Consider the following 11,620-nt stretch of genomic DNA (forward strand, 5'->3'; position numbering starts at 1 on the left):
TAAGCCTCTTCTCCCCGTCACTATACGGGGAGAAGTGCCCGGCAGGGCGATGAGGGGCAGCGCCAACATCGACAATTGGTGAAGCCCGAACGGCGCTCCCCCTTCTACAGCAGCATCGTCCGGCCGGCCTCCACTTTCCCGCTTGACTGACCCGCCGTACCGAATACGCTAATGGAGAAAATACCGGCTCCGACCGCCGGGCGGCAAAAATGCCTCGTATGCCTCGCCTTCCGCGGCGGCGGCTGCGGGGCATTGTTATTTTGGGGATTTGCTTGGGACGGCGTATCGAAATCGGCATCCTTTACTCGCGGTCGGGCAACTACCGCCTGCTGTCCGAATCCTGCCGTTCCGGTGCGATGACGGCCATCGCCGATGTCAATGCCGATCCCGCCATCCCGATCGAATTCGTTCCGGTCGAGCGCGACCCGCAAGGCAACATCGATGGCTACGCGACGGGATGCGCCGACATTCTCGCCAGCAGCGGCGCGCGCCACATCATTGGCTGCATCACGTCATGGAGCCGCAAGGAGGTCATCCCGATCCTCGAGCGCGCCGGCGGCACGCTCTGGTATGCCTGTCCCTATGAGGGCTTCGAAGCGAACGAGCATGTCGTCTACATGCATGCTTGCCCGAACCAGCATCTCGTCCCGCTGCTGGCCCATGTCGTGCCGCGCTTCGGCGCCAACGGTTTTCTGCTCGGCTCGAACTACATCTGGGGCTGGGAGACCAACCGTGTCGCCCGCGACCTGATCGCCGACGCCGGCGGCAAGGTTTTGGGCGAACGCTATCTGCCGCTCGGCGAGGTCGATGTCTCCAGGCTGATCGCCGAGATCCATGCGACCCGGCCGGATTTCGTCCTGAACAATCTGATTGGTTCCTCGTCCTACGCCTTCATCACTGCCTATGCCGAACTCGCCGAACGCGACCCGCATTTCAGGCCGGAGCGCTGCCCGATCCTGTCCTGCAATCTCACCGAATGCGAGTTGCCGGCGCTCAACGGGGCGGGCAATGGCCACCTTTCCGTCGGGCCATACTTTCACGACATCTCGGCAGCGGATCGCCAGGGCGATTCGGCGCCCTCCATCATGCCAGCCTCGTCCTTCGAGGCGGCGGCCTATGCCTCGGTGCGGACGCTTGCCGAAATTCTTGCCCGCAATCCCGGCGGACAATGGCCCGACCTTCCCCAGGCCTTTGCCGGAACCTCGTTTCGAACCCCGTTGGGCGACATCTCCATCGATCCGCAAACCCAGCACGCCACCTTGCCGGTGCAGATCGGGCGCATCGAGGGCACCGCATTCAAGACCGTCACGCTGACCAACGGTGTCGCGCCCGATCCCTATCTGTCCCGCTATGACCGCACCGAGACGTTCGGCCGCCCACGCTTGAGGGTGGTCTCGTGAGCAGGGTGCCGCGCATCCCGAATCTCGGCGGCGCCAGGGCCTTTGTCCTGCATCGTCCGCATCCGACGGTGCAGGCGATCACGCGGCAACTGTCGGCAATCGGCCTCGAGACGGTCGGCTGCTGGCCGGAACTGCCGGCCGAGGCGCTGGCGGCGGATTTCGTCTTCTTCGATGCCGATCTCGGCTTCGACGAACAATTCCCCTGGACGCCGGGTGAGGCGCCGATGCCGCTGGTGGCGCTGATCGGCTCCGAGGCGCCGGGCCGCATCGAGTGGGCGCTGTCGCACAAGGCCGACGCCCAGTTGCTGAAGCCGGTCGGCAATGCCGGCGTCTACAGCGCCCTTTTGATCGCGCGGCAGAGTTTCGAGGCGCGCAAGCTTTTGGCAAGCGAGATATCGTCGCTTCGCCTGCGCGTCGCAGAGCGCCAGACCATCGTGCGCGCGGTGGAGGCCTTGTCGAAAGGCGCCGAGGACGGCCGCGCCTATGCGCAGCTCCGGTCGCTGGCGATGAGCTGGCAGATCAGTGTCGAAGAGGCCGCGCGCAGGATCGTGGCGATGACGGAAGAAGGCGGCGATGACCAGTCCCATCGCGCCTGACCTTCCGGCAACCGGGCGCATGCCGGCCAGGCCGCGCGCCGGCGTCTGGCGGCGTCTGGTCAAGCGTCCCCTGGCGTTGATCGGCCTGGTGATCGTTGCCGTCGTCCTGGCCGGCGCCATCCTGGCGCCGTGGCTGACGGGCTACGATCCGAACGAGCAGATGTTTGACGGGCTCACGCTTGAAGGTGCGCCCTTGCCGCCGAATGCCAGCTTCTGGCTGGGCACGGATCTGCTCGGCCGCGATCTGCTGACCCGCATCCTTTTCGGCGCACGCACCTCGCTGATCATCGGCATCGTCGCCAACGGCGTGGCGCTTCTGATCGGCACGCTGGTTGGCGTCACCGCGGGCTATTTCCGCGGCTGGATCGGTGGCGCGCTGATGCGCTTCACCGATCTGATGATGGCCTTTCCGGCGCTGCTGCTCGCCATCTGCCTGGCGGCGGTGCTCCAGCCGAGCCTGTGGATCGTTGCCATGGTGATCGCTCTGGTGAACTGGGTGCAGACCGCGCGGGTCATCTACACCGAGACCAGCTCGCTCGCCGAGCGCGAGTTCATCGACGCCGAGCGTACGATCGGGGCCAGCGCGCCACGCATCCTGTTTCGCCATATCCTGCCGCATTTGCTGCCGACGATCATCGTCTGGGGCACGCTCGGCATCTCGACGACGGTGCTGCTCGAAGCAACGCTCAGCTATCTCGGCATCGGCGTGCAGCCGCCGACCGCATCCTGGGGCAACATCATTTTCGAGAACCAGACCTATTTTCAGGCAGCGCCCTGGCTGGTCTTCTTTCCTGGTGCGGCGATCCTGGCGCTGGCGCTGGCCTTCAACCTCATCGGCGATGCGCTGCGCGACATCCTCGATCCGACGCAAAGGGGCCGGGCATGATCGCCTATCTCGGCCGCCGCGTTATCCAGTCCGTGCTCATCCTGCTCGGCGTGTCGCTGATCACCTTTGCACTGCTCTACCTGCTGCCCGCCGACCCCGTCCGCCAGATCGCCGGCCGCAGTGCCACGCCCGAAACGGTCGAGAACATCCGCCGGCAGCTCGGCCTCGACCAGCCCTTCTTCATCCAGTACTGGCACTATCTGACCAGCCTGCTCAGCGGCGATCTCGGGCGCTCCTACATCCAGCGTTCCGAGGTCACGGAGCTCATCGTGTCGCGGCTGCCGGCAAGCCTGCTTTTGATGGTCGGCGCCATCCTTTGCGAGCTGACGATCGGCCTGACGATGGGCCTTGTTGCCGCCGTCAGGCGCGGCACCGCCACCGACCAGACGCTGATGGTCGCGTCTTTTGTCGGCGTCTCGGCGCCGCAGTTCGTCGTCGGCCTGCTGCTCCTTTACGTATTCGCCGTGCAGCTCGGCTGGTTTCCGATCGGCGGCTACGGCACCTGGCGCCATCTGGTGCTGCCGTCCCTGACCATGGGAATACTCGGCGCCGGCTGGTACGCCCGCATGATGCGCTCGTCGATGATCGACGTGCTGCGCCAGGATTATATGCGGACCGCCCGCGCCAAGGGCCTTGCGCGCGGCGCCATCATCTTCCGCCATGCACTGCCCAACGCCATCCTGCCGGTCATCGCCATGATCGGCATCGACATCGGCATCTTCATGGGCGGCATCGTGGTGGTCGAAAGCGTGTTCGGCTGGCCCGGCATCGGCCAGCTTGCCTGGCAGGCCATCCAGCGCGTCGACATTCCGATCATCATGGGCGTCACCCTGGTTTCGGCCTTCGCCATCGTGCTTGGCAATCTCCTGGCCGACACCGTCGCACCGTTCATCGACCCGCGCATCAAGCTCAGATGAAAACCAAAAAAAGACCGGTAACAACCAGAGAAAGGGAACATGAGATGAAGAAATTCTTGACCTCCACCGTTGCGGTATCGGCGCTCGCGCTGATGCTCGGCATGACAAGCGCCCGCGCCGAACACGCCGTCGATCCGAACGCCAAGCCGGGCGGCGCGATCACCATCACCTACAAGGACGACGTCGCCACGCTCGATCCGGCCATCGGCTATGACTGGCAGAACTGGTCGATGATCAAGAGCCTGTTCGACGGCCTGATGGACTACGAGCCGGGCACCACCAATCTGCGGCCCGACCTCGCCGAGAGCTACGAGATCGCGCCCGACGGCAAGACCTTCACCTTCAAGCTGCGCCAGGGGGTGAAGTTCCACAATGGCCGCGAGATGACTGCCGACGACGTGAAATATTCGCTCGATCGCGTCACCAATCCGAAGACGCAGAGCCCGGGCGCCGGCTTCTTTGGCTCGATCAAGGGCCACGAGGATGTAGCTGCAGGCAAGGCGGAAAGCCTGGCGGGCGTCACCGTCGTCGACCCCTACACCATCAAGTTCGAACTGACCCGGCCCGACGCCACCTTCCTGCATGTCATGGCCATCAACTTCTCGCATGTCGTGCCGAAGGAGGAGGTCGAGAAATACGGCGCGGATTTTGGCAAGCATCCGGTCGGCACCGGGGCTTTCAAGTTCGCCGAATGGACGCTCGGCCAGCGCGTCGTCTTCGAGCGCAACCCGGATTACTGGCACAAGGGCCTGCCGCATCTCGACAAGGTCACCTTCGAGATCGGGCAGGAGCCGATCGTGGCGCTGCTGCGGCTGCAGAAGGGCGAGGTCGACGTGCTCGGCGACGTTATTCCGCCGGCCAAGTTCCAGGAGGTGATGGCCGATCCCGAGCAGAAGGCCCGTGTCGTCGAGGGCGGCCAGTTGCACACCGGCTACATCACCATGAACACCACCATGGCGCCTTTCGACAATGTGAAGGTGCGGCAAGCGGTCAACATGGCGATCAACAAGGACCGTATCGTCCAGCTGATCAACAACCGCGGGGTGCCGGCCAACCAGCCGCTGCCGCCGTCGATGCCCGGCTACGACAAGGAATTCAAGGGCTATCCCTATGACGTGGCCAAGGCCAAGGCTTTGCTTGCAGAGGCCGGTCATCCCGATGGTTTCGACACCCAGCTGTTCGCCATGAACACCGATCCCAACCCGCGCATTGCCCAGGCGATCCAGCAGGACCTGGCGGCAATCGGCATCAAGGCCAGCATCCAGTCGCTCGCGCAAGCCAACGTCATCGCCGCCGGCGGCGACAAGGCCGGCGCGCCGATGATCTGGTCCGGCGGCATGGCCTGGATCGCCGATTTCCCCGATCCGTCGAATTTCTACGGGCCGATCCTCAGCTGCGCCGGCGCGGTTCCGGGCGGCTGGAACTGGTCGTGGTACTGCAACAAGGATCTCGACGCCAAGGCGGCGGAGGCTGACTCGATCGTCGATCCGGCCAAATCAGGCGAACGTGCCAGGATGTGGAGCGCGATCTACGGCAAGATCATGGAAGACGCGCCCTGGGTGCCGGTCTTCAACGAGCAGCGCTTCACCATGAAATCGCCCCGGATGGGCGGCGCCGACAATCTCTATGTCGACCCTGTCCATATCCCGATCAACTACGACAATGTGTATGTGACCGATGTGCAATAACTGCGACTACACCATCCACGGGCGCCATCACCATTTCGGCTGGGACAATTCCTTTGTCCCGACTGAGCGGGTGGCGCCCGGTTCGACCATCGAGTTTCAGTGCCTGGACTCGTCCGGAGGCCAGTTGACGCTGGACAGCACTGTGGACGACGTCGCTTTGCTCGACTTCGCCAAGGTGAACCCCGTCACCGGGCCCATCTATGTCGACGGGGCTGAGCCGGGCGACGCGCTGAAGATCACAATTGAGATGTTCAAGCCGTCCGGCTTCGGCTGGACGGCGAACATTCCGGGGTTCGGGCTGCTCGCCGACGATTTTCCGGAGCCGGCGCTGAACATCTGGACATACGACGCCGCCTCGCTCGAGCCGGCGCTGTTCGGCAAGCATGCGCGGGTGCCGCTAAAACCCTTTGCCGGCACTATCGGCAACGCGCCGGCTGAAATGGGTCTCCACTCGGTGGTGCCGCCAAGGCGCGTCGGTGGCAATCTCGACATCCGCGATCTCGCGGCCGGCACCACGCTCTATCTGCCGGTGGAGGTGGCCGGTGCGCTGTTTTCGGTCGGCGACACGCATGCCGCGCAGGGCGACGGCGAAGTGTGCGGCACGGCGATCGAAAGCCCGATGGATGTCGTGCTCAAGCTCGACCTGGTTAAAAATGCGCGGTTGAAGACGCCGCGCTTCACCACGCCGGGTCCGGTGACGCGCCATCTCGATGCCAAGGGCTATGAGGTGACGACCGGCATCGGACCGGACCTGATGACGGGAGCCAGGGAAGCGGTCTCGCAGATGATCGACCTGCTTGCCGGCCGCTACGCAATGGACCCGGTCGAGGCCTATATGCTGGTTTCGGTCTGCGGCGATCTCAGGATCAGCGAGATCGTCGACATGCCGAACTGGGTGGTGTCGTTCTATTTCCCGCGCTGCGTGTTTGAATGAACGCTGCGTTCCGTCACACCCCCCTCTGGTCTGCCGACCATCTCCCCCGCAAGGGGGGAGATCGGATGTCACGAGGGATTTCGCCAATCTTCAACGGCGAAGAATGGCCGCGGGGGCGAAACTGCCAATCTCCCCCCTTGCGGGGGAGATGTCCGGCAGGACAGAGGGGGGTGCGCAGGAACACGACCTTCTCCCGGCCGCGCCCACAATGACCCTCGCCGACAACCCCATCCTCGATATCGCCAACCTCTCCGTCAGCGTGCGCGGCGAGGACGGCGAACGGGAAGTCGTGTCGGACCTGTCGCTGACGCTCAAGCGTGGCGAGACGCTTTGCATTGCCGGCGAATCCGGCTCCGGCAAATCGATGACGGCGCTGGCGATCATGCAGCTCTTGCCGCAGCCTGCCGCCCGCATATCGTCAGGCATGATCCGGCTTCACGATATGGATCGAGGTGACATCGATCTGGCGGTGCTCGATGAGCGTCGGATGCGCCGTATTCGCGGCGACCGCATCGCGATGATCTTCCAGGAGCCGATGACATCGCTCAATCCGGTGCTGTCGATCGGCCGGCAGCTGGTCGAGTCCATCGAGGCCCATACCGGCCTGTCGCGTGCCGAGGCCCGCCGACGCGCCATCGAGGCGCTGAAGGCCGTCCGCATCTCGGAAGCCGAAAGCCGGCTAAAACAGTTTCCGCACGAACTGTCCGGCGGTATGCGCCAGCGCGTGATGATCGCCATGGCGCTGGCGCTGAAACCGGATGTGCTGATCGCCGACGAGCCGACGACGGCGCTCGACGTCACCGTTCAAGGCGAGGTGCTGGAACTGTTGCGCGATCTGCAGCGCGAACACGGCACCAGCGTCGTCCTCATCACCCACGACATGGGCGTGGTTGCCGAAATGGCCGATCGCGTCGTCATCATGCGGCACGGCCGCATGGTCGAGCAGGGAACAGCCGCCGATATCTTTGCCCGCCCCCAAGCCGACTATACGCGTGAACTGCTCGCCGCCGTGCCGCGCATTGGTACCGGCGTCGGCCGCCAAAAATCCGCCGAACAAAAATCCGTCGAAGCGGAAATGCCCGCAAGCGTGGCGGTGGTCAACGATCTGCATGTCCGCTTCGACCTGCGCGGTGGCTTCTTCGGCCAAGTGAACCGCCGTGTCCACGCCGTCGAAGGCATCAGCTTTTCGATCGCGCCGCACGAGACGCTGGCGCTGGTCGGCGAATCCGGCTGCGGCAAGTCGACCACCGCCAAGGCGCTGGCCGGGCTTGTGCCCTACCACGGCGATATCGTCATCGGCGGGCGCAATCTGGCGGGCCTTGGCCGTGACCAGCGCAAGGCGGTTCGCCGCGACGTGCAGATGATTTTCCAGGATCCCTATGCCTCGCTTGACCCGCGCATGCGCGTCGGCGACCTCGTTGCCGAGCCGCTGTTGATCCATGGCATCGCTTCGAAGGAAGAGCGCAGCCAGCTTGTGGCGGCGCTGTTCGAGCGCGTCGGCCTCTCGGCCGACCAGATGGAGCTCTATCCGCACGAATTCTCGGGCGGCCAGCGCCAGCGCATCTGCATCGCGCGCGCTTTGGCGCTCAGGCCCAAACTCATTATCGCCGACGAGAGCGTTTCGGCGCTCGACGTGTCGGTGCAGGCCCGCGTGCTCGACCTGCTGAAGGAACTGCAGCACGAATTCGGCATCGCCTATCTGTTCATCTCGCACGACATGGCGGTGGTCGAGAACATTTCCGATCGTGTCGCCGTCATGTATCTCGGCCAGATCGTCGAAATGGGCACCCGCGATCAGGTCTTTTCGAACCCGCGCCATCCCTACACGAAACGGTTGATCGAGGCCGTGCCGGTGCCCGATCCGGCAAAGCGCCGGCCGCGTTTCGCGCGTCTCGATCAGGAAATCCCGAGCCCGACCCGAAAAATTGGCGAAGAGCCGCCGAAACTGGCCCTGAGGGATCTTGGCAACGGTCATCTCGTTGCGGTTTCCTGACGTGCGCAACTGTCGGTATTCTTGCGACGCTCAGAGCCACCGCCGCACGGTTTGCCTGTAGCCGCGATACGCATCGCCGAACCGCCGTTCGAGATAGGCCTCCTCGCGGGCGACGACGCCGTAGCGGATCAGGATCGCCAACGGCAGCGTGAGGACAAGGATCCAGATATTCTGCGCGGCCACGCCGATGCCGCCATAGATGAGGAACATGCCGAGGTAGATCGGATTGCGCGTCCAGCCGTGGATACCGGTCGTCACCAGCACGCGCGTCGGCTCATTCGTGGGTACCGGCGTCGCCGCGCGCATGAAGTTGCGAATGCCCGCGGCGAAAAGCGCAAAACCGATCAAGATCAGCGCGCCGCCGATGATCCAGCTAACCAGCCCCGGACCGGGGAACGGCAAGCGCAGCAGGCGATCCAGCACGAAGCCAATCAGGAAAGCAGCGAGAAACAGCAGCGGCGGTCTCGCGACGACACCTGCGGTTCCGCTGTCGGTTTGCCCAGCCGGGTCCATTGCCATGTCTGCTCCCGCAAATGCTGGAGGGCTACGAAGCCCATAGCCGCCTAGAAACGACAACTAAGGTGTCATTCTAAAAGTTGACAACGGAGGTGTCAATCGCCGAAATGGCACCGGCAAAAGGGAACTGAAGCGATGGCGTCGGCACGACACGGGACTGACCGAACGACGGGGACGGACCCCATCGTCGACGGCAAAGCCGAGGCGATCGCCGAGCTGATGCTCGAAGTGGCCCAGTGCTTCTTCAGGGTACGGGCTCTTGGCCAGAAGACCGGGCTCATCACCAGTTGGGGCGGCGGCTCGTTCGGCTTCATGCGCAGCCTGGCGCTGCTTGGCCCGCTCACCGTGCCGCAGATCGCCCAGATGCGGCCCACCAGCCGCCAGCGCATGCAGCGGCTGGCGGATGAGCTCGCGGCCGAGGGGCTGGTCGAATTCATCTACAATCCAAAACACCGGCGCTCGAAGCTTGTGCAGCTGACGCGCAAGGGTGCTGCGCGCTACGGCGAGCTGAACGCCCAACTCCTGGCGATCGCCTCGACCATGGGCGTCGCTCTCGACGAAGCCGATATCCGCAAGACCGCCGGGATCGTGCGGCAGCTGAGCGACGATGTGAAAGTGCGGTCGGAGCGGCTGTCGTAGTGCTGACGCAAAGGCCGCGGCGCCATTGAGGGGAATCCTGCTTGAGCGCCTCCCCGATCGCGTGCCGTTTCAGCCTGGATGAGCCTGGCTGATTGCCGCTTCCGCCCGCCCTGCCGGCGAACATTTGCCAGCCGGAACCTCTGCGGAGCTGAGGCGTTCGAACCGCAGGAGCTGAGAGCTGCACCTGCAATTTGCAAAGAGTACTGCAATGGCTCAGAAATCAAAGATAACGACAGGCACGAACGACCGGCCGCGCAACGAAACCATAGGCCAATCCGGCGAAGGTCTGCCTGATGACAGCAGCACGTCGCTTGAGGTCGACGAGGCCGCGGTCGCCCGGTTGAGAAAGCAACTGCAAGGCAAACCCGAGCAATTTGGCGAAGGTCAAGCCAATCCCGACGAAGTCCCGGCTGGCATTCCTGGCACCGGCGAGAATTTCTGTCGCCGCTGCGCCGGGACAGGCATGATCGACGGCCGCACCTGCCCCGAATGCGGCGGAACCGGAAAGGTGACGACGCCGATAGGCGGCGGCTGAGAAGATCAGGGGGAGTGATCTCTCGGTAACCTCGATCACTGAAGCGCCAAGGGGCTGATGGCACTTGCGCGGATCAGATCGCCGGCACCCACTTCCAGAACACGCCCTCCATCCGTTCGGGGTAGTATTTGAACTCGCATTCGAAGCGCCATCCGTAAGCCTTGGCCGCCGCCAGCGCTTCCTTGCTGACCGGGTTCATGCCCGTTCCCGGCGCGAACCAGTCCTCCAGCAAATCGTCGGGCACGTAGGCGCCGATCCTCAAAGGCAGCTTTTCGAGGACGACATCCATTTCGTCAGGTGCGGACAATGGTTTCTCCCCTTCAAGATCTACGCACGAACAAATCGTTTGAGGCGGATTGGGTTCCAGGCCATGGCTGAGATCGAAGGTGACCGTCATGGGCAGGCGGACCCGGTTTTACGAGATGGGCTGAAAGGTTGGCAGAGAAATGGTTCACCCATGTGTCCGGAATGGACCCATGTCCGACCCGAAACATAGGTGACGTGTGTACTGGAGACGTCGGTAATAACGCTGGCTTTTGCCAATCGCAGCCTCCATGCCGTTGACTCGCTGTTAGGATGAATCTATGAACTAGACGCATCTCTTATTAAGTACGTATAGTTTATAGCCGTATTAGTGAGGTCGACGAGTGCGCTGGGGTGTCGAGCAAAGGCTTCAATTTATTGAATTCCGCCTGTTCTGGGAGCGCTCGATCAATCGCGCCGACATCAAGGAATGCTTCGGCGTTTCGATTCCGCAGGCATCGAAAGACCTGACGCTCTATCAGGAGCGGGCGCCCGGAAACATGGACTACGACAACCGGAGTAAGCGCTATGTCGCGGCCGACAAGTTCGTCCTGCGCTTTCTCGACCCCGACCCCTATATCTATCTCGCGCAGCTTCGTTCGGTGGCCGAAGGCACCGTGCCGGCTCATGATTCCTGGATCGCCACGCTTCCCAGCGCCGATATCGCCCTGACGCCCAAGCGGGACATTGAGATCGAGGTCCTGCGCAGGGTTCTCGACGCCATGCGCGAAAGCGCCTCTGTGGACATCTTTTATCAGTCGATGAATCGCTCCCGCCCGGATCCGATCTGGCGCAGAATCACGCCCCACGCTTTCGGCTACGACGGGTTCCGCTGGCATACCCGGGCCTATTGCCACCTCGAGTACGAGTTCAAGGATTTCCTTCTGCCGCGCATTCTCGAGGTCGGCGGCAAGGAAACGCCGGGCGCGACGGGTGAGCAGGACTGGCACTGGAACAACTATTTCGATGTCATCGTCGGGCCGCATCCCGATCTGACCGACAGCCAGAAGAAAGTCGTTGCCAAGGATTACGGGTTCGATCATGGCAACGGCATTCTCTCGGTCCGCTACGCGATGCTGTTTTATGTGCTCAAACGACTTGGGCTGCTCGGCGATGTGACAAAACAGAGTGCCCGAACGCAGCATATCGTTACGATAAACCGCAAAGAAACAGAAGCTGCGCTAGAAAAGGCAGAGCTGCAGCTATAACGGTA

Annotated in this window: 12 protein-coding genes; 10 read left to right on the top strand and 2 right to left on the bottom strand. The window is 63.3% G+C overall.

The window, feature by feature from the left end:
• Positions 1–272 precede the first annotated feature (272 nt).
• The 7 genes from AC0L2V_RS30020 (at position 273) to AC0L2V_RS30050 (ending at position 8,414) form a co-directional block, all read left to right on the top strand.
• Positions 273–1,400, top strand: a complete 1,128-nt coding sequence (locus tag AC0L2V_RS30020) for a transporter substrate-binding protein (protein WP_473521944.1) — start codon at positions 273–275, stop codon at positions 1,398–1,400.
• Positions 1,397–1,996 (top strand): ANTAR domain-containing response regulator, encoded by a 600-nt coding sequence (locus AC0L2V_RS30025; RefSeq protein ID WP_473521945.1) that lies wholly within the window; start codon positions 1,397–1,399, stop codon positions 1,994–1,996. Before AC0L2V_RS30020 ends, AC0L2V_RS30025 begins: the two co-directional genes overlap by 4 nt.
• Positions 1,974–2,882 carry an ABC transporter permease gene (locus tag AC0L2V_RS30030; RefSeq protein WP_473521946.1) on the top strand — a complete coding sequence of 303 codons (909 nt, stop codon included), beginning with the start codon at positions 1,974–1,976 and terminating at the stop codon, positions 2,880–2,882. The genes AC0L2V_RS30025 and AC0L2V_RS30030 overlap by 23 nt, the downstream gene beginning before the upstream one ends.
• The gene (locus tag AC0L2V_RS30035; RefSeq protein ID WP_473521947.1) at positions 2,879–3,799 is read left to right on the top strand and encodes an ABC transporter permease; all 921 of its coding nucleotides are present in this window, start codon (positions 2,879–2,881) and stop codon (positions 3,797–3,799) included. Before AC0L2V_RS30030 ends, AC0L2V_RS30035 begins: the two co-directional genes overlap by 4 nt.
• A 92-nt stretch (positions 3,800–3,891) precedes the next feature.
• Positions 3,892–5,487, top strand: coding sequence for an ABC transporter substrate-binding protein (locus AC0L2V_RS30040; RefSeq protein ID WP_473521965.1), 1,596 nt, complete (start codon positions 3,892–3,894; stop codon positions 5,485–5,487).
• Positions 5,477–6,421, top strand: coding sequence for an acetamidase/formamidase family protein (locus AC0L2V_RS30045; protein WP_473521948.1), 945 nt, complete (start codon positions 5,477–5,479; stop codon positions 6,419–6,421). Before AC0L2V_RS30040 ends, AC0L2V_RS30045 begins: the two co-directional genes overlap by 11 nt.
• Before the next feature lie 208 nt (positions 6,422–6,629).
• The gene (locus tag AC0L2V_RS30050; RefSeq protein WP_473521949.1) at positions 6,630–8,414 is read left to right on the top strand and encodes an ABC transporter ATP-binding protein; all 1,785 of its coding nucleotides are present in this window, start codon (positions 6,630–6,632) and stop codon (positions 8,412–8,414) included.
• 30 nt (positions 8,415–8,444) lie between these two features.
• Here the strand turns inward: AC0L2V_RS30050 and AC0L2V_RS30055 are convergent, their stop codons facing one another.
• The gene (locus AC0L2V_RS30055; protein ID WP_473521950.1) at positions 8,445–8,933 is read right to left on the bottom strand and encodes a methyltransferase family protein; all 489 of its coding nucleotides are present in this window, start codon (positions 8,931–8,933) and stop codon (positions 8,445–8,447) included.
• A 132-nt stretch (positions 8,934–9,065) separates the two neighbouring features.
• Between AC0L2V_RS30055 and AC0L2V_RS30060 the strand changes: the two genes are divergently transcribed.
• The gene (locus AC0L2V_RS30060; protein ID WP_473521951.1) at positions 9,066–9,569 is read left to right on the top strand and encodes a MarR family winged helix-turn-helix transcriptional regulator; all 504 of its coding nucleotides are present in this window, start codon (positions 9,066–9,068) and stop codon (positions 9,567–9,569) included.
• A 208-nt stretch (positions 9,570–9,777) separates the two neighbouring features.
• Positions 9,778–10,104 carry a hypothetical protein gene (locus AC0L2V_RS30065; protein ID WP_473521952.1) on the top strand — a complete coding sequence of 109 codons (327 nt, stop codon included), beginning with the start codon at positions 9,778–9,780 and terminating at the stop codon, positions 10,102–10,104.
• A gap of 73 nt (positions 10,105–10,177) precedes the next feature.
• On the opposite strand, the gene AC0L2V_RS30070 is transcribed toward AC0L2V_RS30065, so the two are convergent.
• Positions 10,178–10,411, bottom strand: coding sequence for a hypothetical protein (locus AC0L2V_RS30070; protein WP_473521953.1), 234 nt, complete (start codon positions 10,409–10,411; stop codon positions 10,178–10,180).
• A 340-nt stretch (positions 10,412–10,751) separates the two neighbouring features.
• Here AC0L2V_RS30070 and AC0L2V_RS30075 point away from each other — a divergent pair, with 340 nt between their 5' ends.
• Positions 10,752–11,615, top strand: a complete 864-nt coding sequence (locus tag AC0L2V_RS30075; RefSeq protein ID WP_473521954.1) for a BrxR family helix-turn-helix transcriptional regulator — start codon at positions 10,752–10,754, stop codon at positions 11,613–11,615.
• Positions 11,616–11,620 lie beyond the last annotated feature (5 nt).

The organism is Mesorhizobium sp. WSM4814 (assembly GCF_055811595.1).

Excerpts from the sequence above, each read along its gene's own strand:
- AC0L2V_RS30030 (WP_473521946.1), top strand. The coding sequence starts at position 1,974 with ATGACCAGTCCCATCGCGCCTGACCTTCCGGCAACCGGGCGCATGCCG.
- AC0L2V_RS30035 (WP_473521947.1), top strand. The coding sequence starts at position 2,879 with ATGATCGCCTATCTCGGCCGCCGCGTTATCCAGTCCGTGCTCATCCTG.
- AC0L2V_RS30040 (WP_473521965.1), top strand. The coding sequence starts at position 3,892 with ATGCTCGGCATGACAAGCGCCCGCGCCGAACACGCCGTCGATCCGAAC.
- AC0L2V_RS30045 (WP_473521948.1), top strand. The coding sequence starts at position 5,477 with ATGTGCAATAACTGCGACTACACCATCCACGGGCGCCATCACCATTTC.
- AC0L2V_RS30050 (WP_473521949.1), top strand. The coding sequence starts at position 6,630 with ATGACCCTCGCCGACAACCCCATCCTCGATATCGCCAACCTCTCCGTC.
- AC0L2V_RS30055 (WP_473521950.1), bottom strand. The coding sequence starts at position 8,933 with ATGGCAATGGACCCGGCTGGGCAAACCGACAGCGGAACCGCAGGTGTC.
- AC0L2V_RS30060 (WP_473521951.1), top strand. The coding sequence starts at position 9,066 with ATGGCGTCGGCACGACACGGGACTGACCGAACGACGGGGACGGACCCC.
- AC0L2V_RS30065 (WP_473521952.1), top strand. The coding sequence starts at position 9,778 with ATGGCTCAGAAATCAAAGATAACGACAGGCACGAACGACCGGCCGCGC.